The sequence below is a fragment of the Umezawaea sp. NPDC059074 genome (assembly GCF_042738955.1).
Lineage (GTDB): Bacteria > Actinomycetota > Actinomycetes > Mycobacteriales > Pseudonocardiaceae > Umezawaea.
This window is the reverse complement of record NZ_JBHYHC010000147.1, coordinates 1-22045: the sequence shown is the minus strand read 5'-3', so window position 1 is coordinate 22045 and position 22045 is coordinate 1. Positions and strand designations below refer to the sequence as shown.

Annotated in this window: 19 protein-coding genes; 7 read left to right on the top strand and 12 right to left on the bottom strand. The window is 70.6% G+C overall.

Annotated features, from left to right (window positions below; translation table 11 throughout):
* The 3 genes from ACFWW9_RS39380 to ACFWW9_RS39370 form a co-directional block, all read right to left on the bottom strand.
* A partial coding sequence (locus ACFWW9_RS39380; RefSeq protein WP_390387685.1) for an ABC transporter substrate-binding protein occupies positions 1-1030 on the bottom strand: 1030 nt, incomplete at its 3' end.
* A gap of 24 nt (positions 1031-1054) precedes the next feature.
* Complete coding sequence (locus ACFWW9_RS39375; RefSeq protein WP_390387684.1) at positions 1055-1933, bottom strand: ABC transporter permease; 879 nt, start codon at positions 1931-1933, stop codon at positions 1055-1057.
* Complete coding sequence (locus tag ACFWW9_RS39370; RefSeq protein WP_390387683.1) at positions 1930-2721, bottom strand: ABC transporter ATP-binding protein; 792 nt, start codon at positions 2719-2721, stop codon at positions 1930-1932. The genes ACFWW9_RS39375 and ACFWW9_RS39370 overlap by 4 nt, the downstream gene beginning before the upstream one ends.
* A gap of 278 nt (positions 2722-2999) precedes the next feature.
* Here ACFWW9_RS39370 and ACFWW9_RS39365 point away from each other — a divergent pair, with 278 nt between their 5' ends.
* Together ACFWW9_RS39365 and ACFWW9_RS39360 are read left to right on the top strand one after the other, a co-directional pair.
* Complete coding sequence (locus ACFWW9_RS39365) at positions 3000-4598, top strand: ATP-binding protein (RefSeq protein WP_390387682.1); 1599 nt, start codon at positions 3000-3002, stop codon at positions 4596-4598.
* Complete coding sequence (locus tag ACFWW9_RS39360; RefSeq protein WP_390387680.1) at positions 4595-5287, top strand: response regulator; 693 nt, start codon at positions 4595-4597, stop codon at positions 5285-5287. Before ACFWW9_RS39365 ends, ACFWW9_RS39360 begins: the two co-directional genes overlap by 4 nt.
* 18 nt (positions 5288-5305) lie before the next feature.
* On the opposite strand, the gene ACFWW9_RS39355 is transcribed toward ACFWW9_RS39360, so the two are convergent.
* Both ACFWW9_RS39355 and ACFWW9_RS39350 read right to left on the bottom strand, forming a co-directional pair.
* Positions 5306-6118, bottom strand: coding sequence for a DUF1963 domain-containing protein (locus tag ACFWW9_RS39355; RefSeq protein ID WP_390387679.1), 813 nt, complete (start codon positions 6116-6118; stop codon positions 5306-5308).
* Between the two features lie 18 nt (positions 6119-6136).
* Positions 6137-6967 (bottom strand): polysaccharide deacetylase family protein, encoded by an 831-nt coding sequence (locus ACFWW9_RS39350; RefSeq protein ID WP_390387677.1) that lies wholly within the window; start codon positions 6965-6967, stop codon positions 6137-6139.
* Positions 6968-7465: 498 nt separating this feature from the next.
* On the opposite strand from ACFWW9_RS39350, the gene ACFWW9_RS39345 reads away from it, so the two are divergent.
* From ACFWW9_RS39345 to ACFWW9_RS39335, 3 genes are all read left to right on the top strand, one after another.
* Positions 7466-8881 (top strand): DUF1996 domain-containing protein, encoded by a 1416-nt coding sequence (locus ACFWW9_RS39345; protein ID WP_390387676.1) that lies wholly within the window; start codon positions 7466-7468, stop codon positions 8879-8881.
* A 110-nt stretch (positions 8882-8991) separates the two neighbouring features.
* Positions 8992-9402, top strand: coding sequence for a MarR family winged helix-turn-helix transcriptional regulator (locus tag ACFWW9_RS39340; protein ID WP_390387675.1), 411 nt, complete (start codon positions 8992-8994; stop codon positions 9400-9402).
* A 178-nt stretch (positions 9403-9580) separates the two neighbouring features.
* Positions 9581-10777 carry a hypothetical protein gene (locus tag ACFWW9_RS39335; RefSeq protein ID WP_390387674.1) on the top strand — a complete coding sequence of 399 codons (1197 nt, stop codon included), beginning with the start codon at positions 9581-9583 and terminating at the stop codon, positions 10775-10777.
* Here the strand turns inward: ACFWW9_RS39335 and ACFWW9_RS39330 are convergent.
* Entirely contained in the window at positions 10761-12077 is a 1317-nt protein-coding gene (locus ACFWW9_RS39330) for a sensor histidine kinase (RefSeq protein ID WP_390387673.1), read from the bottom strand. The genes ACFWW9_RS39335 and ACFWW9_RS39330 overlap by 17 nt on opposite strands.
* A gap of 82 nt (positions 12078-12159) precedes the next feature.
* Here ACFWW9_RS39330 and ACFWW9_RS39325 point away from each other — a divergent pair, with 82 nt between their 5' ends.
* The gene (locus ACFWW9_RS39325) at positions 12160-12900 is read left to right on the top strand and encodes a response regulator transcription factor (RefSeq protein ID WP_390387672.1); all 741 of its coding nucleotides are present in this window, start codon (positions 12160-12162) and stop codon (positions 12898-12900) included.
* Here ACFWW9_RS39325 and ACFWW9_RS39320 read toward each other — a convergent pair whose 3' ends face one another.
* From ACFWW9_RS39320 to ACFWW9_RS39295, 6 genes are all read right to left on the bottom strand, one after another.
* Positions 12901-13467 (bottom strand): DUF664 domain-containing protein, encoded by a 567-nt coding sequence (locus ACFWW9_RS39320; RefSeq protein ID WP_390387670.1) that lies wholly within the window; start codon positions 13465-13467, stop codon positions 12901-12903.
* 114 nt (positions 13468-13581) lie between these two features.
* Positions 13582-14928, bottom strand: coding sequence for an endo-1,4-beta-xylanase (locus tag ACFWW9_RS39315; protein WP_390387668.1), 1347 nt, complete (start codon positions 14926-14928; stop codon positions 13582-13584).
* Positions 14929-14977: 49 nt separating this feature from the next.
* Positions 14978-16495 (bottom strand): glycoside hydrolase family 43 protein, encoded by a 1518-nt coding sequence (locus ACFWW9_RS39310; protein ID WP_390387667.1) that lies wholly within the window; start codon positions 16493-16495, stop codon positions 14978-14980.
* Between the two features lie 32 nt (positions 16496-16527).
* Complete coding sequence (locus ACFWW9_RS39305) at positions 16528-17376, bottom strand: carbohydrate ABC transporter permease (RefSeq protein WP_390387666.1); 849 nt, start codon at positions 17374-17376, stop codon at positions 16528-16530.
* The gene (locus tag ACFWW9_RS39300) at positions 17373-18332 is read right to left on the bottom strand and encodes a carbohydrate ABC transporter permease (protein ID WP_390387664.1); all 960 of its coding nucleotides are present in this window, start codon (positions 18330-18332) and stop codon (positions 17373-17375) included. Before ACFWW9_RS39300 ends, ACFWW9_RS39305 begins: the two co-directional genes overlap by 4 nt.
* On the bottom strand, positions 18329-19591 hold the full coding sequence (locus ACFWW9_RS39295; protein WP_390387662.1) for an ABC transporter substrate-binding protein: 1263 nt from the start codon (positions 19589-19591) through the stop codon (positions 18329-18331). The genes ACFWW9_RS39300 and ACFWW9_RS39295 overlap by 4 nt, the downstream gene beginning before the upstream one ends.
* Positions 19592-19978: 387 nt before the next feature.
* Here ACFWW9_RS39295 and ACFWW9_RS39290 point away from each other — a divergent pair.
* Positions 19979-22045 (top strand): M12 family metallo-peptidase (locus tag ACFWW9_RS39290; protein ID WP_390387660.1); only part of this gene is annotated, 2067 nt, incomplete at its 3' end.

Genomic DNA, 22045 nt, shown 5'->3' with positions numbered 1-22045 from the left:
CAGTCACGAACTCGTCGGTGTAGGTCTTGGCCAGGTCGATGCTCTTGCCCTTCACGTCCGGGTTGAAGGCCTGGAGGATCTTGAGGTTCGTCGGGGGACCGTTGGGGGGCATGATCCCGGTGGGGTTGTAGATGCCCTTCTCCGCGTCCAGCGCCTTCACGTAGGCGTCCTTGCCGGACCCCGCGTAGTAGTCGGCGGGCATCTGGTCGGCGATCTCCGCGCCGGTGTGGTCCTGGATGAACTTCAGGGTCTTCACGTAGGCGTTGACGAGCTTCTGCACGGTCGCCGGGTTCTTGGTGACGTAGTCGGTGGTCATGTACAACGAGGTCGCCGGGTACTCGCCGCCCAGCTGCGCGGCCGTGCCCTCGGCCGAGCGCATGTCGAGCAGGATGTAGGCCGACCCGGTGGCCATCAGCGTGGAGACGGTGGGTTCGGTGGTCATCGCGCAGTCCACGTTGCCGTGCTGCATGGCGCCGATGAGGGTGTTGCCGGACTGCACGCCCACGCGGTGGACGCTCGTGGGGTCGACGCCGTTCTTCTGGGCGAGGTACTGGGTGAGGAAGTCGGTGGAGGAGCCGATGTCGGTGATGCCGAGGTTCTTGCCCGTCCAGTCGGCCGGGGACTTGATCTGGTCCTTCACCTCGTTGCGGCACAGCTCGACCTCGCCGGGCGTGGTGAGCATCGAGACCACGGATTCCAGCGACTGGCCGAGGCCCTGCAACGCGATGGTGTGGTCGTAGAACCCGCCGACGCCGTCGACCTTGCCCGCCACCATGTTCGTGGTGGCGTCGACGCCCGCGCCCTCGTCCTGCAACGTGACGTTGAGCCCCTGCTCCTGGTAGTAGCCGAGCCGCTGGGCGAGCATGAACGGCAGGTAGATCTGCTTGTTGAGGCCGCCGACCATGATGCTCACCGGCGTGCCGGAGCCACCGGAGCTGCTGCTGCCCGCCGATTGACTGGCCGTCGAGGCGCACCCGGACACCAGCAGCACCGCCGCCGAGGCCGCCGCGATCCAGACCTTTGTGGACACTGTGATCTCCTTCGATCGGGGGGGTCAGAGGTCGGGGCCCGCGAGCTGGGCGGGACGCCAGCGCAGCAGGCGGTGTTCGAGGCGGGTGATGAGCCACTCGGCGATGAGCGCGACGACGCCCATGATCACCATGGCGGCCCAGACGCCGTTGGCGTCGAAGGTCCCCTGGGCGTTCTTGATCAGCACGCCCAGACCGGCGTAACCGCCGAGGAACTCGCCGACGATGGCGCCGATCAGCGCGAAGCCGAAGCTCACGTGCAGGCTCGCGATGATCCAGGTGAACGCCGACGGCAGCACGACCTGCCGGGTGACCTGCCACTTGGAGGCGCCCAGGATGCTGGCGTTGGCGATGAAGTTCCGGTCCACCTCGCGGGTGCCCTGGAAGGCGTTGAAGAAGACGCCGAAGAACACCAGCACGATCACCAGCAGGATCTTGGACTCCAGCCCGAGCCCGAAGGCGAGCACGAACACCGAGCCGAGGACGATGCGCGGGATGGCGTTGAGGACCTTGATGAACGGGCCGAAGACGTCGGCGAGGAACCGAATCCGGCCGAGGGCGATGCCGCACACGATGCCGAGCGCGGTGCCGATGACGAAGCCGATCAGCGCTTCCTGCAACGTCGTGACGATCTGGTCGCCCAACGAGCCGATGGCGGTGCCCTCGGTGGTCCAGGTCCGCAACCGGTCGACGATGCCCGAGGGCACCCCGTAGAGGATGATCGAGCGCGGGTCGCCTTGGACGAGCAGTTGCCAGCCACCCAGCATCACGACCAGCACCGCGGCCTGCGTGGCGTGCACCAGGAGGCGCCGGGTGCGATGGCGGGCCCGGTACCGCGCCCCCGCGTCGGGGGTCGTGTCGGGCGCGGTGGCGTCCGCCTCCACGCCGGGGGTCGCGGTCGTCATGAGGCCTTCTTCCCGTCGAGCCGGGTGCTCTGCGTGTAGGCCACGTCGACCTCGGCGCGCAGCGCCTCCCAGATCCGCTGGTAGAGGTCCACGAACCGGGGGTCGAAGCGGATCTCCTGCACCACGCGGGGTCGTGGCAGGTCGATCGGAAACCGGGCCTTCACGGTGGCCGCCGGTCCAGCGGTCAGCACCACCACCGTGTCGGCCAGCGCGATGGCCTCCTCCAGGTCGTGCGTCACGAACACGACGGCGGGGCGGGTGAGATCCCACAGGGTCAGCAGCTCGGTCGACATCTTGGCGCGCGTCTGCACGTCCAGCGCGCTGAAGGGCTCGTCCATGAGGATCACCCGCGGTTCGGTGATGAGGTTCTGCGCCAGCGCGACCCGCTTGCGCATCCCGCCGGAGAGCTGGTGGGGGTAGCGGTCCTCGAACCCGGTGAGGCCGACGCGGCGGATCCAGTCGCGGGCGTCGTCGAGCGCCTGCCGCTTGGGCGTGCCGCGGAAGCGCGGGCCCGCGGATACGTTGTCCAGCACCGTCTTCCACGGCAGGATCGCGTCGGTCTGGAACATGAACCCGACGCCGGGCGTGATGCCGGAGACCTCTTGGCCGTGCACGAGGACGCTGCCCGCCGAGGGGCGTTCGAGGCCCGCCACGAGGGTGAGGGACGTCGACTTCCCGCATCCCGTCGGGCCGACGACGGCGCAGAACTCCCCCGGCGACACCTCGAGGTCCAGGTCGCGCAGTGCGGTGTAGGGGACTCCCCCGTCCGTGGCGAACCGCTTGGTCACCCCTCGCAGTTCGATCGCTGGTGCTCGTTTCGTCGCTGGCACTGTGCTCGTTCCTCCCGGTCCGGCGCGGCGGTGTGGGAACGGACGGTAGGAGTGGCGGCGGCGACCGGAGAAGGTTGCGTGCGATACCCGCGGAGCTGTGCGTTTGCGCGGTTTTTGCTCGTATTGCTCAGGTTCCGGCCGGACTAACCGGACGATTGCCCCGCCGCGCTTGGCAGGGCCGATCCCGCGTGGTGTCATGCGAACGCCCCTACGACCAGTGGCAGAGCGGAGCGGTCATGTGGCGATCGCGGTCGCTGGCGTCGCGGATCCTGCTGGCGGTGCTCGGCATCCTGGTCGTCACGACGGCCGCCGGCGCCCTGCTGTACGTGAAGCTGACCGGGGAGACCCTGGACCGGCAGTACGAGCAGCGCGCGCTGGGCATCGCCTCGGCCGTGGCGCAGAACGCGGAGATCCGGGACGCGCTCGTCCAGGGCGACCCCGCGCACGTGATCCCCGCCGTCGCCGAGCGGGTCCGGGTGGGCAGCGGCGCGGCGTACGTCGTGGTGACCGACCGCACCGGGCTGCGCTTCTCGCACCCCAACCCGGCACTGGTGGGCCTGCGGATCGAGGAGCCCGTCGTCGCGCTGGACGGCAACGGCCACGTCGGCATCGACAACGGCAGCCTGGGCCGGTCGGCCAACGGGCGGGCCCCGCTGCCCGGCGCGGACGGCTCGATCGTCGGCCAGGTGTCCGTGGGCATCCTGGAGGAGCAGGTGTCCGGCGAGGTGTTCGACGCCGCGCTGTGGGTGGCCCTGTACTCGACGCTGGCGCTGGCCGTCGGCGTGCTCGCCTCGTGGCTGCTGGCACGGGGGGTCAAGCGCGTCACCTTCGGCCTGGAGGTGGCCGAGATCGTGTCCCTCCTCCAGGAGCGGGAGGCGATGCTGCACGGCATCCGCGAAGGTGTCGTGTGCGTGCGGCCCGACGGCCGGGTCGACGTCATCAACGACGAGGCCCGGCGGCTGCTGGGCCTCACCGGCACGGCCCGCGGCAGCCGGGTCGACGAGCTGCTGCCGCCGGGACGCCTGCGCGACCTGCTGGTCGAGGGGTCGGGCGCGGAGGAGTTGGTGCTCACCGACGAGTGGCTGCTGGTGGTGAACCGGATGCCGGTGGTGCTGGGCGGTCGTGACATCGGCTCGGTGATCACGTTGCGGGACCGCACCGAACTGGAGGGGCTGATCCGCGAGCTGCACGCCCTGACCGGGCTGACGACCGCGCTGCGCGCCCAGGAGCACGAGTTCAGCAACCGGCTGCACGTGCTGGCCGGGCTGCTCGGACTGGGCGAGTACGGCGAGGCCACCCGGTTCCTCGCGGAGATCACCGAGACGTCCCCGTCGCAGGGCGACGACCTGCGCACGCGCGTCGCCCCACCGGAACTGGCGGCGCTGCTGCTCGCGAAGGTGACGATCGCGGCGGAACGCGCGGTGCGGCTCACCGTCAGCGCGGACTCCCACCTGGACCGGCCGTCCGCGGAGACGAGCGCGCTGCTGACCGTGCTGGGCAACCTCGTCGACAACGCCATCGACGCCGCCGCGACCCTGCCCGGTCCGCGGGCGGTGGACGTGCACCTGGCCGACGAGGGGGGCGAAGTGCGCATCGTCGTCACCGACACCGGGCCCGGTGTCCCGCCGGACGCCGTGCACGAGATCTTCGCGGACGGCTACTCGACCAAGTCCTCGCGCGGTGTTGCACGCCGCGGTCTGGGGCTGGCGCTGGTGTTCCGGCTGGTGCACCGCGCGGGCGGGTCGATCGACGTCGGCTCCGGCCCCGGCGCGCGGTTCGAGGTCCGGATCCCCACGTCCGCGCGGGCCGACCGGTCGTTGGAGGGAGTCGGATGATCAGGACCCTCGTGGTGGACGACGACTTCCGCGTGGCGCGCATCCACGCGGCGAGCATCGCGCGCGTCCCCGGTTTCACCTGCGTCGGCGAGGCCCACACCGCCGCCGAGGCCAGGCGGGCGGTCGCCGAGCTGAACCCCGAACTGCTGCTGCTGGACATCTACCTGCCCGACGACGACGGCCTCTCCGTGCTGCGCGGCCTGAACTCCGCCGAGGGCTCCGCGCCCGACAGCATCGTGATCACCGCCGCGCGCGACCTCGACACCGTGCGCACCGCCATGCACCTGGGCGCGGTGTACTACCTGGTGAAGCCGTTCGGCTTCGAGCAGCTCCGCACTCAACTGGAGGCCTACCGCCGGTGGCGGCAGGAGACCAGCGGCGGCGGTGACGCCGACCAGGCCACCGTGGACGCCCTCTACGACCTGCTGCGCGGACCACGGCCGAACGCCGCGCGAACCCCACGCCCACCGACGATGCAGAAGATCCTCGACGCCGTGCTCGCCTCGCCCGAGCCGATCGGCGCCAGCGCGTTGGCCGAAGGGCTCGGCGTCAGCAGGCCCACAGCGCAGCGCTACCTCAGCGAACTGCACCGCAGGGGCGTGATCCGCCTCCACCTGGAGTACGGCGGCGCGGGCAGACCCGTGCACCGCTACGGGCCCGCCGTTCGAGCGGACCACGGATTCCGCTGACCACCACCGCGGAGGCCTTTACGAGTAGGAGCCCTGCGAGTCGTGCATCTGCGTCTCCAGCATCACCCGGTCGAAGCGCCCGGCCTCCAGGTCCTCGCGGGGGATGATCCAGTACAGGCTCGCGTCGTAGCCGTCGGGCTGGGTTCCCGTCGTCCACGATGCCAGCAGCCGCCAGTCGTCCGAGTCGTGGGTCCGCCACTCCGAGTTCTGGACGCACGGGTCGTCCTGGACGCCGTCGCTGTGGCCGCCCAGCAGGAAGACCGCGTCCTTGAGGAACTCGTCCGACGCGAACGACCCGAGGTCGTGCTCGTCGAACAGCGCCCGGTGGTCCTCGTCCAGGGCGATCGCCGGTTCGTTCTCCTCCGGCAGGGTCCACCGCCGCAGGTAGCGCAACGGGTAGGGCTCGCGAACGTGGTCCGCGACGTCCGGCGACTCGGGCGGAACCCGTTCGGCCGTCGGCGTGCCCGCGGGGACGTGCAGCACCCGGCAGCCCAGCTCCGACGCCCCGGCCGTGCTCCACCCCTCCTCCACGTCGCCGAAGATCAGCAGGGTGCCGTCGGGAGGCAGCGGGAGGCCGGGCAGGTCCCGTGGCAGGGCCGCGAGGTCGAGGGAGGCCACGAAGTGGGGGTAGCCGTTCCACTCGACGTCCGCGGGGAGCCGCGGCCGCCCACCGAACCGGCCCGCGACCACCGCGTCGGACGACGCGGGATCGGTCTCGTCGAGCTGGCTGAACTCCAGCTGCACGCGGGCGAATCCGAGCCACCAGTCGACGACGGACTCGGGAACCCCGCTCGCGAGTGCGCTCCGGCGAGGACCCTGAAGATCGTTCATGGCCGAAAACCCTACCGGTCAGTGCTGCGGCGGCGTGCTGGAGAGGAAGTCGTCCAGCACCACGGGGGTGAGGCCGTCCTGGCGGGCGCGGTTGAGGAACGCGAGGTAGTCGTCGGCGAAGGAGTTGCGGAAGTGCATGAGCACGATGTCGCCCGCGACGAGCTTGCCGCCCGACTGGAACTGCACGACGCCGTCGTTGACGGTGGCGGTCCACAGCACCAGGGCGGTCATGCCGCAGTCGGCGGCGGCCTTGCGGGTGGCGCGGTCGTAGCTGCCGTACGGCGGCCGGAACAGGGTCGGGCGCGCGCCGAAGCTCGTGGTGAGGAAGTCGGCGTTGCCGCAGATCTCCTGCCTCTGCGTCTCGTACGGCTTGCCCGCGAGGTTGGGGTGGGTCGAGGTGTGCGCCTGCACCGACGCCTTGAGCTGCGTCCGGAAGGGCTTGAAGTAGTCGTCGTGGCCGTCGACGTACCTGGAGTTGAGGAACAGCGTCGGCCGCACCCCGGACAGCCGGATCAGCTCCAACGCCTGCGGGTGCCGGACCGCGCCGTCGTCCATGGTGATGAACACGTACGGCTTGTCGGTCTCGATGTGGCGGACCACCGGTGCGAGACCGTCGGTGGTCGGGGGCACGACGGCCTGGGGCGTGCCGAACGAGTAGGGCTGGGTGAACACCGGGACCGTCGTGCCACCAGGACCGGGCAGGGCGGTCGGCTGGGTCGTGGTGGTGGTCGTCGACGGCGTGGCGGACGGCTGCTCCTCCGGCCGCGCCGTCTGGTTGGCGGGCGTCCGGGCACATCCCACGAGCACCAGGGACACCACAGCCGCGAACACCGGCATGTACTTGCGCACTGAACAACCTTCTGTCGAGACTTCCCCCCGAGGGCGTGCATCCGCAGTGAACACGCACGAGGTGTCCGGCAGGTTGCACGCCCCTCGCCGCGACCGGTTCCCTTCCGCGGCGTCCTGGAGTACCCTACAGCTTCTATTCGCGAATAGAAGATCAAGTGCCAGGACCCGGCGGCCCGCGACGACGTCCGACCCGACACGGGCCGGACGACCCACGCCCGTGCCGGGAAGATTACCGCGAACCCGAATCAGGACGTGACCCACAAATAGGCGAATTCCATTCCGCGCGACCCTTCGAGAAGTTCGACAGGGCCGCGCCATCGCCATGCCCGGAATTCGAGGCCCGCACAGCGCGGCGGTAATCAGTACCGATCAGTTCACCACTATCACGATAAGATAACGCAATCGATATCGAGGCGCGTCCCCCGGCGTTTCACCCGTAGTTCCGGTTGTCCCCCGCCCACGGGCGGATCAGTGGTACTGCCAACGAGGTGACAACCCATGACGCGATTCGCGAGGCGCCACCAGTTCTCCCCGCGCGCGAAAGTGACAGCCGGTGCGGCAGGTCTCGCACTCGTGATCGGACTGACGGTCGTGATCTCCGGGTCGGGCGACCCCGGAACCGCGCAGGCGGACGCCGCGGACAAGTCGCTGTTCGTCGACATCACCACCGTGAAGCCCAACGTGAAGAAGGCCAAGCAGCAGGCGAACGCCAGCACCGGGACCTTCACGGTCGACTGCGGCCTGAACGAGAACGGGCACTTCAACCCGGACAACTTCATCGCCGCGCCCGGCGTCCAGAACGGCGCCCAGCACCTGCACGACTACGTCGGCAACCTCACCACCGACGCCAACTCGAACGACAAGAGCCTGCTGGCGGGTGGGACGACCTGCGCGAACGGCGACCAGTCCGCCTACTTCTGGCCGGTGGTCCGGATCGACAAGGGACAGGCCGAAGCGGCGGCCGCGGCCTCCGCCGACGCCGCGGCCACCACCACCGACCCCGCGGCCGCCGATGCCACCACCACCGACGCGGCCGCCGCGGGCAACGCCGCCGTCGACCCAGCCGCTGTCGACCAGGCGACGGCGGACGTGGCCGCGGCGGACGCCGCCCTCTCCGCGGCGCGGAAGAAGGGCGACAAGACGGCGATCAAGGCCGCGCAAGCCGACAAGGCGCAAGCCGACAAAGCCCTGGCCGACGCCAAGACCGCGGCAGGCGCCAAGGCGGCGGCCGACCCCGCGACCACCACCGCCAACCCCCCGACCACCACCGACCAGGCCGCGGCCGCCGCGGGCAACGGGCAGAAGAAGAACCAGGGGAAGGCCAAGAAGGGCGGCAAGGCGCAGGGCGCGGGCACCGGCAAGGACCAGGTGCTGGACGGCAACGACGGCGAGGTCCAGGAGCCGAAGGTCGCGGACATCACCTTCCGCGGCAGCCCGGTCGGCGACGTCGTGGCGATGCCGCAGTTCCTGAAGATCCTCTACGGCGACGCCAAGCGCTCCGTCAACGGCGACAAGAACACCAAGGCGTCCTGGACCTGCACCGGGTTCGAGGACAAGGTGCTGCTGACCAAGTACCCGATCTGCCCGAACGGCAGCAAGGTGAAGCGGATCCACGACTTCCCGAGCTGCTGGGACGGCAAGAACACCGACAGCGCCAACCACCGCGACCACATCGCGTTCCCGGACGCCAACGGCAAGTGCGCCAAGGGCTTGAAGGCCGTCCCGCAGCTGCGGATCAGCCTCACCTACGACATCCCCGCCGACGTCCAGAAGGCCGGGCAGTTCAAGGTCGACTCGTTCCCGGCCGAGAAGCACGACCCGCTGACCGACCACGACGACTTCGCCAACGTGATGTCGAAGCAGCTCATGAACCAGGTCGTGGACTGCGTCAACTCCGGCAAGACCTGCAAGTAGCCCGTGAGCGGGTGGGCGGTCGGCCGCCGCCCACTCGCGCGGGCCGGGCGGACTTCATCGAGCGGAAGAGGGTGGACGCGGTGCGCGTTTCGGATGTTCCAGAGTGCTACGTGACGTCGGCGCGGAAGGCGTCGCGCAAGCTGACCCTGCTCTACGACCACGTCCTGGCCCCCGCGGGCCTGCGGTCGACCCAGTTCTCGATCCTCGCCGAGTTGAACGCGCTCTCCCGGTTCCCGCCGACGATGGGCAGGCTCGCCGACGTGCTGGTGCTCGACCGCTCCAGCCTGGGCCACTCCCTCCGCCCGCTGCACCGCGAGGGCCTGGTCGCGTTCGAGATCCACCCGACCAACGGCCGGAGCAAGATCGTCGCGCTCACCGAGCTGGGACGGGAGCGGTACGCGTACGCGCGCGAACTCTGGGAATCGGCTCAGGCCCTTTACAGTTCGGTCATCGGCGTCGCCGAGGCGGACGACCTGCGCACCCGGCTCCAGGCCATCGCACACGACCGCCGACTCGCCTGATCCCCCTTTTTCTATTGTCGCGGAGGGGGTCGAGGAAAAGCCGGGCGAACGACGATTTTGCCGTCAGCACACCTTCGCCCGGCCGAGAACTCACCCTCGGTCCCCTACTGTCTCGAAAGTCGTGGCCCACCACTCGGGCCTTTTCTTCGCTTCGGCGATCCGACCGTGAGAGAGTCCCGTGACTTCACCGAACGCCCTGGCCCAAAGCCGTCGACTTCTCACCAAGGTCCCAGAGGTCACCCTCTACTTCTGGATCATCAAGGTGCTGTGCACGACCGTCGGCGAGACGGCCGCGGACTTCCTCAACGTCAACCTGAACTTCGGCCTGACCGGCACGTCCCTCGTCACCGGTGTGCTGCTCGCCGTCGCGCTGGTCTTCCAGTTCCGAGCGAACCGGTACGTCCCGGCCCTGTACTGGCTGACGGTGGCGCTGGTGAGCGTCTTCGGCACGCTGGTGACCGACAACTTCACCGACCAGGTCGGCCTGCCGCTCGAGGCGAGCACCCTGATCTTCGGCGTGCTGCTCGCGGCCACGTTCGCCGCGTGGTACGCGAAGGAGAGGACGCTCTCCATCCACTCCATCGTCACGGGGCGGCGTGAGGCGTTCTACTGGCTGGCGATCCTGTTCACGTTCGCGCTCGGCACCGCGACCGGCGACCTGATGGCCGAGGTCATGGGGCTCGGCTACCTGGTGACCGGCGCCATCGTGGCGTCGCTGATCGCCGTCGCGGCCGTCGCCTGGCGGCTCGGGCTCGACGCGGTCCTCTCCTTCTGGTTCATCTACGTCCTGACCCGGCCGCTGGGCGCGTCGATCGGCGACTACCTCTCCCAGCCGTCGAGCGAGGGCGGCCTCGGTCTCGGCGCGACGGTGACGAGCCTGATCTTCACGGTCGCCATCCTCGCCGTCGTGGTGTACCTCTCGGTCACGAAGGCCGACACCATCACCGTCGTGCCCGCCGACGAGACCCCGAAACGCGGCGGCCTGTGGCAGACCGCGGTCGTGGTCGGGCTGGTGCTCGTCGTCGCCGGAGCGGGGTACTTCTGGCGCACGTCCGCGCTCCAGGCGGACCCGTCCGCCGGTGGCCAGGTGGCGGCGCAGTCCTCGGCCCTCGGCGACCTCTCCACCTTCCGCACGATCACCCAGGACACGCTGACCCTGCTGACCGCGGGCGACCAGTCCGGCGCGACGTCCCGTGTGGACGACCTCGAAACCGAGTGGGACAACGCCCAGGCGCGCCTGCGGCCGAAGAACAAGGCCGCGTGGACCGACGTCGACGGCAGGATCGACACGGTGCTCCGCGAGCTGCGGGCGACGGCCCCGAACGCGGACACCGAGAAGTCCGCCCTCACGGCGCTGCTCACGGCTCTGGGCTGACTCCCGGTCCCCCGTCGTCGGCCAGGGGCAGGTAGAGGGTGAACGTGGTGGGCGCGCGGCTGGTGATCCGCAACCGGCCGCCGCCCGCCTCGGCCATCGTGCGGGCCAGCGCCAGGCCGATCCCGTGGCCGTCACCGCCGGACGTGCCGCGCGCGAACACGTCGGCGCCGCCCACCCGGATCGACCCCTCGTCCGCGACGCCGACGGCGACGGCTCCGCCGACGTCCCGCGCGGTCACGGTCACCGCGCCGCGGCCGTGGCGCAGGGCGTTGTGCACCAGGACGTCCACGATCTGCGTGACCACGCTCGCCGGGACGCGCCGATCGCGGACCTCGGGGTCGGTGTCCAGGACCAGCCCTCGGTCCTCGCGCGCGAACGCGCCGTGCCAGCGCTGCCCGGCCGAGTCGACCACCTCGTCCAGCCGGTGCTCACCGGCGGCCAACCCGTGGTCCGGGTGGTGCCGGGCCAGGTCGAGCAGGTCGTCCACGGTCACCGCGAGACCGCGGACGTGCTCGATGGCGGTGTCGACGACCCGCGGGAGGTCGGCGGGAGGTGCGGCGCGGGCCGCCTCCAGGTCGAGCAGCAGCGCGCTGAGCGGCGTCCGGAGCTGGTGGGAGGCGTTGGCGCCGAACTGGCTCTGGTGCTCCAGCATCCTGGTCAGCTGGTCGACCATGGAGTTGTGGGCGTGGGCGACGCTGGTGATCTCGGGGATGTCGCCGGGCTCGGCACGCGCGCCCAGGTCGCCGCCCGCGATGCGCGTGGAGGCGTCGGACAGGGCTTGGAGGGGCGCGCTCAGCCTCCTTGCCTGCCGCCGGGCGATGAGCACGGCCACCACCAGTGCTCCGCCCGCGAGCGCGGCCAGCATCGACCACGCGAGCAGGGTCCTCCCCCACACCACGCTCGTCGGCGCCGACGCCCGCACCACCCCGATGACCTGGTCGGCGGCGGACACCGGCACCGCGACGACGGTGTCCGCGCCGAACCGGCCGTCCACCACGTCGCCTGCCGAGGCCTGCCGGGTGACCGGGTCCGCGACCTCCGGCCCCCGCCCACCGCGCAGGCGCCCGTCCAGGTCGTACACACCGATGTCGCTGTCGGTCTCGGCGGCGGGCAGCCGCACCGGACCGCCGGTCGCGAACTGCGGAGCCACGCGGACGGCGGCCGTCAGCGCGACGCGCTCCAGCTCGCCGCGCTCCTCGCCCACCAGCGACGACCGCACCACGATCGCCAACGGCACCGCGAACAGGACCAGCGCGACCAGGACGGCGACCACCGCCACCCGCACCACTCGACGTCGCATGGCCCCATCATGGCCGTCCGGGTCCAAGACCTCGGTGAGCACACGGGTGGCGGCCGCCCGAGGGCCGGCTACCATCCGGTCCATGCGCCCGCACCGCGGCACCGACGTCCTCGAGGTCCTGGTCGTCGAGGACGACCCGACCATCGGCGGGCACCTGCACGCCGGCCTGCGCGCCCACGGCTACGCCGCCCGGTGGTGCCGCACCGGCGACAGCGCGCTGGCCCACGCCCGGCAGTCCACACCGGACATCGCCCTCGTCGACCTGGGACTGCCCGACACCGACGGCCTCGACGTGACCCGCGCCCTGCGCACCGACCACCCCGAGCTGCTGATCGTCATCCTCACCGCGCGCGCCGACGAGATCGACATCGTGGTCGGGCTCGACGCGGGCGCGGACGACTACCTGGTCAAACCCATCACCCTCACCGTGCTCCTGGCGCGGCTGCGCGCCCACCTGCGCCGCCAACCGCCCGGCGCGGCGGGCATCGCCCCGATCCACCTCGGAGACCTGGTCCTCGACCTCTCGGCCCGCCGATGTCTGCTGGCCGGACGCGAGATCGACCTGCGCCCCAAGGAGTTCGACCTGCTCACCGCCCTGGCCCGCCGAGCGGGCACGGCGGTGACCCGCGAAGCCCTGATGGCGGAGGTCTGGCACGAGAACTGGTTCGGCACGGTCAAGACCCTCAACGTCACCATGGCCGCCCTCCGCCGCCGCCTGACGGAAGAGTCCGCGGGCGACCCGCGGGCGATCGTCCCCGAGATCACCACGTTGCGGGGCCACGGCTACCGGCTCGAAACCCCGTCCCTCGGCACGGCGGGCTGACTACGCGACGTCCGACGTGGACGTCTTGTCGAGCGTCTCCCGCAACAGGTCCGCGTGGCCGGCGTGCTGGCCGGTCTCGTGGATGAGGACCAGCAGCACACCGCGGACGCTGCGCGTCGCGCCCGGTTCGTGCCAGGGCTCGGCCGGGAGCGGGTGCGTGATCGACAGGTCGGGCAGGGAGGCCACGATCCTCGCGGTCGACTCGGCGACTCGGCGGTAGCGCTCGACGATGCTCGCCTTCGTGTCGCCGGGGCGCATGGCGAACTCGGCCTCGTGCTCGACCATCCACCGCGGGGGCGCGACCCCGCCGGTCATGACGTCGTCCCACGTCGCGCCCTCGGGCAGGGGGTGGTCCATCGAGGACGGGCCCTCGACGGCGAACCGCAGCCACACCTCCTCCATGGAGGCGACGTGCTTGACCAGCCCGCCGAGGCACAGTGCGCTGACGGTCGGGCGCTGGGCCAACCGCTCGTCGTCGAGGCCGTCGAGGGAGCGGAGCAGCGCGGCCCGCGCGGCCGCGAGCGCGGCGAGCAGGTCGTCCCGTTCGGTGGTCGTGGTGTGTGACATGGGGCCACGATGGCAGCGGTCGCGGACGAGGAGTGTCCTCGACCGTCGATTCCTGAGCGGCCCCTCAGCGGGCGGTCGTGGGGGCCCGCACCCGCGGACCCCCACGACGTGCGGTCAGCTCGCCTGGCAGGTGAGCGTCGGCCACGCCCAGTTGCCGTTGTGCTGGACGGTGAAGCCGAACGCGTTGCCGTTGCCGTTGGGGCGCGCGGTCATCACGTTGCCGCTGGAATCCCAGGTGGCGCTGGTGTTCCAGGTGGCGATGATCTTCTGCGGCGAGCTGACGGTGACCGTGACGGTCCAGTTGTCCGTGCCCGACACGGTGACCTGGCCGTTGAAGCGGTCGTTCCACTTCTGGCCCTCGGAGTACGTCGCCGTGCAGCCGCCGCCACCGGGGTTCGGTTCCGTCGTGGTGGTGGTCGTGGTCGGGTTGGTGCCGCCGGTCCCGCTGTTCAGGGCGCTGAGCACGGAGTTGTAGGCGGCCTTCTTGTTGCCGGACCCGTCGAACAGCAGCGGCGTGCCGGAGGAGCGCCACGAGTCGCTGTCGCGGATGCCCCACACGGTGATGCCGGTGCAGCGCGCCACCGCGAGGCACGCCTGCGTGACGCCCTGGAACTGCTGCGCCTGGCTCGACCCGGAGCCCTCGATGTCCAGCTCGGTGATCTGCACGTCCACGCCCAGCGCGGCGAAGTTCCCCAGCGTGGTGTGGTAGTTGCTCGGCACGGGGTTGCCGCTGTTGAAGTGCGCCTGGAAGCCGACGCAGTCGATCGGCACGCCGCGGGACTTGAAGTCGCGCACCATGTTGTAGACGCCCTGGGTCTTGGCGTTCGACCAGTTGTCGGTGTTGTAGTCGTTGTAGCAGAGCTTGGCGTTCGGGTCGGCCGCCCGCGCGGCGCGGAACGCCGCCTCGATCCAGTCGTTGCCGGTGCGCTGGAGGTTCGAGTCGCGCCTACCGCCGGAACTGCCGTCGGCGAACGCCTCGTTCACCACGTCCCACGCGTAGATCTTGCCCTTGTAGTACGTGGCGACCTGCGTGACGTGGTTGAGCATCGCCGAGCGCAGCGCGCTGCCGCTCATGTTCTGCATCCAGCCCGGCTGCTGGGAGTGCCACGCCAGCGCGTGGCCGCGGACCCGCTTGCCCTGGTTGCGGGCCTGGTTGAGGATCCGGTCGCCGTTGGAGAAGCTGAACTGGCCCTGGTTGGGCTCGGTGGCGTCCATCTTCATCTCGTTCTCGGCCGTCACCATGTCGAACTCGCGGTTCAGGATGCCGGTGTAGGTCGAGTCGCCGAGCTTGCTCGCCGCCACGGCCGTGCCGAAGTAGCGGCCGCTCTGCTCGGCCGCCGCCGCGAGGGTGGAGGCGGCGCCGCTGGCGGGGGCGGCCAGGAGGACGGCGGCGCCCGCCACGGCGGCCACCAGGCTCGACACGAGCGCGGCTCGGGAGACTGACTTCGCTGTCAGCGTCATGGATGTCGCTTTCTGAGAGGCACCGGTGGGGTGCGGTGGACGGATCGGACTACAGGGGGACGTCGAGGGGGCCGTGCTCGAACCGGTCGAACGAGGCGCTGCCCTCGGTGGCGTACACGCCGATCACCCGGCCGGTGAAGCCGGTGGCGACCTCCGTGGACAGGTAGCGGCCGTCGAGTTCGGCGAGCGGCCGGTCGTTGACGTGGAAGGCGACGAAGTCGGGCGGGGTGTCGTGCACGCCCACCGCTTCCCCGTCGGACGGCGGGAGTTCCCTGGTCGGCCGGGTGGTGATCACGAGCGTCACCGGGCCGGGGGGAACCGACCGGATGGCCACCCGCTGGCGCACCGGGCCGATGCGGGCGATGACGCCGACCTGCCCGTCCGCGACCTCCAGGTCGTAGTGGTGGGCCTCGTCCACGCGGATCGACAGGCCCGCGCGGCCGGAGCCGGGGTCGAGGAGGACTTCGGTCCGGCTCGTCGGGTGCTCCTGGCGGCGGCCGAGGAAGGTGCAACCCGGTCGGTCCAAAGTGGACCCGGTGGCGTGCAGCGTCAACCAGCCCGGCCGTTCGGTCAACGACCACGAGTCGTCCGGGCGCGACCGCGGCGAGATCCACCGCGGGTCGAGCGCGGGCGCGTCGAAGTCGTCCCGCCGCGGAGCGGCCTCCACCGGCTGAGGAGCAGTGCCCGGCCCTCGCTCCCGGAGGGCGACGGGGCCGACGACCGGCCAGCCGTCCTGCCACCCGACCGGGGTGAGGAACGTTTCCCGGCCCAGGACGTGGAATCCGGGGCTGTACCCGCGCGGCCGGGTGGCGAGCAGGACCATCCACCACTCGCCGTCCGGGCCCGTCACGAGGTCGGCGTGCCCGGTGCTCTGGACCGGGTGGGACGTGCCGCGGTGGGTCAGGACCGGGTTGACCGGCGCGGCTTCCCAAGGACCGCGCGGCGAGGTGGCGCGCGCCATGGCCACGGTGTGGCCGCGCTCGGTGCCGCCCTCGGCGATCATCAGGTACCACCACTCCCCGATCCGGTACAGGTGGGGAGCTTCCGGCCACTGCAACCCGGTCCCGGACCACGCGGGCAGCGGGCCCTCCAGCACCTTCCCCGCCTCGGGGTCGATGCGGGCCACCTGCACGCCTTGGAAGGCGCACCAGCAGTTGCCGTCCTCGTCCCAGGCGAGGTCGGGGTCGATGCTCGGCAGGTCGATCCACACCGGGTCCGACCACGGACCCTCGGGCTTCTCGGCGTGGACGATGAAGTTGCCGCCCTGCGAGACGTTCGTGGTGATCATCCAGAACCGGCCGTCGTGGTGCCGGATCGTGGGCGCGTAGATCCCGTCGGACGCCGAGGAGTCCGGCGGCAGCGGGAGCTGCGACGGCCGGTCGAGGACGTTGCCGATCTGCCGCCAGTGCACCAGGTCGCGGCTGTGGAAGAGCGGCACGCCGGGGAAGTACTCGAAGCTGGAGCACACCAGGTAGTAGTCCTCGCCGACCCGGCACACGCTGGGGTCGGGGTGGAATCCGGGGATGACGGGGTTGTCGTACTGCCAGGCGGTCGTTTCCGGGGCCACGGGCTTCCTCGTTCCGGGGTGTGGTGGTGGGTTCAGCCTTTGAAGGCGCCTTCGAGGACGCCCGCGACCATGCGCCGCCCCACCACGACGAACAGCACGACCAGTGGCGCGGTGGCCAGGAACGAGCCGGACATGGCCAGCCCGAGGTCGACGTCGTAGCTGTTCTGGAGGGCTTTGATGGCGATCTGCGCGGTGTAGCGCTCGGGGGTCTTGAGGACGATGAACGGCCACAGGAAGTCGTTCCACGCCGTGACGAAGCCGAACAGGCCGAGCACGAACGCGGCGGGCCGCACGATGGGGAAGGCGATGCGCCAGAACACCTGTCCCGTGCTCGCGCCGTCGATCGTCGCGGCCTGCACGAGTTCGTCGTCGATCGTGGCGGTGATGTGCTGGCGCATCCAGAAGATGCCGAACGCGCTGGCGAGACCGGGGACCACCAGCGCTTGCAGGGTGTCCACCCACCCCAGCCACGACATGATCAAGTACTGCGGGATGACGGACAGCTGCGTCGGCACCGTCATGGTGAGCACGACGACCAGGAACAGGACGTTGCGCCCGCGGAAGTCCAGCTTGGCGAAGGCGAACCCGGCCAGCGCGCACAACACCGCCTGCCCCGCGCCGATCGCGGTCGCCACGAACAGGCTGTTGAACAACGCCCGCACGAACGGCACCGTCTCCAGCACCAGGCCCAGCAGGTGGAAGAAGTTGCCGCCGGGCACGACGGCCGGGGGCATCCGCGTGGCGGTCGCGGTGTCGGTGGTGGCGACGACGAACATCCAGTACAGCGGGAACAGGCACACGACGGCCGCCACCGCGAGCAGCAGGTAGGTCCACCAGCGGACGCGGCCGTGGCCGCGTCGGCGCGGCACGGCGCCCGTCATCGGTCCGCCCTGATCCGACCGGCCAGCAGGTAGTTGACCGCGGCGATCGCGACGACCATGACGAACAGCGCCACGCCGACGGCCGACCCGTAGCCGAACTCGAACTCGCCGAAGCCCTGCTCGTACAGGAACAGCGTCAACGTCTGGCACTGCCGCACCGCCCCGCACGTCAGCGGCGCGCCCGTGGCGATCAGCAGCGGCTCGGTGAAGATCTGGAGGCCGCCGATGGTGGACGTGACGACGGTGAAGATGATCACCGGCCGCAGCGAGGGGACGGTGATGTGGCGGAACCGCTGCCACGGGCCCGCGCCGTCGATGGCCGCGGCCTCGAACACCGCGCGCGGCACCGATTGCAGCGACGCGAGGTAGAGCAGCGTGGTGTAGCCGAACCACCGCCACGTCACCATCGTCGCGATCAGGACGTGGCTGCCCGCGATGGACTGGACGAAGTCGACCGGGCTCACGCCGACCAGTCCGAGCAGCCAGTTGAGCAGCCCGTAGTCGCGGTCGAACAGCTGCGCGAACACGATCGCCGTCGCCGCCACCGACGTCACGTAGGGCACCAGCACGGACATCCGGAAGAACAGCGCGAACCGCAGCCGGGCGTGGTTGAGCACGTGCGCCAGCAGCAGGGCCAGCAGCAGTTGCGGGACGGTGGACAGGAACCAGATGCTCACGGTGTTGCGCGCGGCGTTCCAGAACCGCGGATCGCCGAGCATGCGGGTGAAGTTGTCCACGCCCACGAACACCTGGTCCCCGATGGGGTTCCAGTCGAACAGCGCCACGTAGAAGGTGAAGGCGAACGGGAAGAGGCCGAACACCGCGAAGAGGACGAAGAACGGGGCGATGTAGGCGTACGGCGTCACCCGCTCCCCCAGCCCCCGAGCCCTGCGGCGGACGGGGGGCGGTGGTGCGGCCCGCGGCGTGGGGACGAGCGTCAGTGCCACGGCGCTCATCCGATGGCGGTCTTGATGTTGCGCAGCGCGTCGTCCCACGCGGTGGCCGGGTTCCCGCCGCTCTGCTCGACGTTGGTGATGGAGTTGAGGAACTCCTGGCCGATGGTGGCGCTGTCGGGTCCGATGTAGAACGGTTTGAGGCCCAGCAGGGAGTCGGTGTAGATCTTGCCGGTCGGCGCGTCGGTGAAGAACGGGTCCTTCAGCGAGGACAGCTTGGCGTCCTGGTAGACCGACGGGGTGGACGGCAGGGCTCCGGCGCGGGCGAAGTGCTCCAGTTGTCCTTGGGGCGACTGCATCTCCTTGATGTAGTTCCACGCCGCCTGCGGGTTCTTCGCGCGCTTGGGGATGGCAAGGTAGCTGCCGCCCCAGTTGCCCGCGCCGCCGGGGATCTTCGCGATGGCCCACTTGCCCTTGGTGTCGGGGGCCGTGCTGCGGATCGTGTTGAGCATCCACGACGGCGCGGCCACGGCGGCGTACGCGCCCTGCGCCAGGCCCGCGCTCCACGCGCTCTCGAACGACGTCTGCCCGGCGGTGATCCCGGCCGTGGCCGCCTTCACGCCGAGGTCGAACGCCGCCCGCACCTGGGGGTTGCGGTCGTAGACCAGCTCGCGGCCCTCGCTGTAGTACTTCTCCGACACCTGGTTGACCGCCTGGTAGAACACGCTGGTGGCCGCGTTGTCGATGAAGGCCTTGCCGGTGGCCTGCTTGTAGCGCTTCCCGGTCTCGATGAACGCGTCCCACGTCGGCCACAGCGCGCTCGCGGCGGCCGGGTCGGTCGGCAGCTGGGCGGCGGCGAACAGGTCGGTCCGGTAGGCGATCGCCATGCCGCCCACGTCCGTGGGCACGCCGAGGACCTCGCCGTCCTTGGCGACGCTCTGCTTCATCACCCAGTCCAGGTAGTCGCCCTTGATGTCGTCGGCGCCCAACGTCCTCAGGTCGACGAAGTTCTGGGGCTGTTGCACGAACTTCGGCAGGTTGTCGCCCTGGATCAGCACCAGGTCGGGCACCTTGCCGCCCGCGAGCGCCGTCGTCAGCGCCTGGGCGGTCTCGGTCGACGTGCCGACCTCGGTCAGCTTGATCTCGACGTCCGAGTGCTTCTGCCGGTAGGCGTCCACGGACGCCTTCTGGTTGATGGCGGCGAACGACCAGAACTCGAACGACTTGCCGTCCCCTCCCCCACCCCCGCCCGTGCCGGGTGTGCAGGCTGCGGCCAGGACGAGCGCCGCGGCGGCGAGCAGCGAAAGCGGGCGGAGGGTCACGTCGCTTCTCCAGGGGGATCGGGGACGAACGGCACTCGAAACTTTCGGTAAATTCTCCGAATGTTAGCGCTCACGACGGTAAGCTGCGTCACATCCGACGTCAAGAGCGCAACACGGCGGTCACGCGGAGGACTTGTGCGCACGTTCAACAACACCAGCGCATTTCCCGGCCCAGGAGGACGAACGCCCAAGCTGTCGCCGCCCTGAATGTCCACTTCCAGGCCTCGAAAGCACTTTCGTAACCCGATGAACAGAGTCCGGCTGTTTGTTAACGCCAACACCCGCCCGCGAGCCCACCGAAAAGATCGCTCCCGGCCCTTCCTCCCGCCGTCGGCAGGTCGCCAGGATGTGACCCGACCTCGACCCCACCCCGACAGGAGACCCCCCGTGGCACCACGTTCGTCGACACGCCGAGTCCTGACCCTGCTCCTGACAGCCGCCACGGCAGGCGCGCTGGTGACCACGTCGGGCACCGCCGCCGCGGCGGACAACCCGTGGACCAAGGTCGACGGCGGCGTCTTAGCCGCGCGATCGGCTCAACCGGGCGACGTCCACCCCGCCGCGTTCGCCGGCTTCACCCTCGACCGGCCCGCGCTGGCCGCCGCCCTGACCGGAGCGGACACCGTCGCCGTCGTGCTGCCGACCCCCGCGGGCACGTTCGAGCGGTTCGAACTCGTCGACACCCCCGTGATGGAACCGGGACTGGCGGCGAAGCACCCGGAGATCAGGACGTTCACGGGCCGGAGCCTGGAGGACCCGACCGCGTCGGTCCACGCGGACCTGACCCCGTTGGGCTTCCACGCGTCGGTGCGGTCCCAGCGCGGCCAGTGGTTCGTGGACCCCTACTCCCACCAGGACCAGGGCCTGTACGCCAGCTACTTCGGCCACGACCTGAGCCCGGCCGCCCCTCTGCTGGAAGCCGACGCCGGGTACCAGGCGCGGCGGGCCTACCCCGCGCCCGCGGTCCCGAGCCCGGTCGTGCGGGTCCGCACGTACCGGATCGCGATCATCACCGACCCCTCCTACGCGCGGTACGTCGGCGCGGAGAACGTGACCGCCGCCAAGGCGACCCTGGTCAACCGGATCGCGCAGATCTACGAGGAGGAGACCGCGATCCGGCTGCTGCTGGTCAACGACAGCGACAAGACGAACCTGGACACCGACGCGCTGGCCACCGGCCCGAACGGACCGTGCGGCTCGGCCCCGTGCTTCCGGCCCGAGGAGCTGGAGCAGTGCGTGACCGGGACCCTCGGCCACGCCGCGACGGTGCTGGGCCTGCTGATCGGCGCGAGCAACTACGAGATCGGCCACGTCGCGATGGGCGTTCGCGGTGGTGGGGCAGGGGTTCCGGGCGTCGGCGGCGCCGACAAGGCGGCGGGCTGCACCGGCATCACCACGCCCACGGGCGACTTCTTCGCCGTGGATTACGTGGCGCACGAGATCGGGCACCAGTTCGGCGCCGAGCACACCTTCAACGGCGATCAGTGGGGATGCGGCACCGGGCAGCGCTGGGAGGAGTCCTCCTACGAGCCGGGCAGCGGAGTGACGATCATGTCGTACGCGGGGATCTGCCAGCAGGACAACCTCCAGCCCCACAACGACCCCTACTTCTCGCACCGCAGCCGCGCGGAGATCGCCGACTTCACCGCGTCGACCCGGTGGGACGAGGACGAGGTGCAGAACACGGCGTTGAGGGGCTTCGACGACGGCGACTCGTTCACGCTGACCTACGACGGCCGCCGGACCGCGCCCATCACCTACGCCGGGTACAGCCAGGCGGCGATCAAGACCGCTCTCGAGGCGATCCTGCCCGCGGGCGGCCAGGTCGAGGTCCTGGGCCTCGGCGACAACGTGAACCGGCCGACCCCGTTCGACACCACCGGTTTCCAGGTCACGTTCCAGGGGGCCCTGTCCGGCGTGGACGTGCCGTCGCTCGGTCTCGACGCCACCGGGGCGACCGGTGTCGTCGGCGAGACGGTCAAGGGCGGCCCGCAGGACAACCAGGGCCACCGCGTCGAACGCACCCGCAACCACCCGCCCGTCGTCACCACGGCGAAGCGGCACACGATCCCGACGCGCACCCCGTTCGCCCTGACCGGGTGGGCGATCGACCCCGACGGCGACACCGTGACCTACCTGTGGGAGCAGGACGACCGCGGCGGCGAGAACGGCACCTCGTTGGTGGACAACACGAAGACCGACGGCCCGTTGTTCCGGGTGTTCGGCACCACGGCCGTCGTGAGCCCCGAGGACGCGCTGAAGTACCACTCCCCCGGCGAGAACGCCGTGACCACCGACCCGAAGCGGAGCTTCCCCGACCTCGCCCAGGTCGCGGCGGGCACCACCAACGCGGTCACGGGCCGGTGCCCGACCGCGCCGCCGCCCCCGGCGCCGGAGACCGGCGGCGGCACGAACGTGCCCGCCGCCGTGGTCGACTGCTACTCGGAGTTCCTG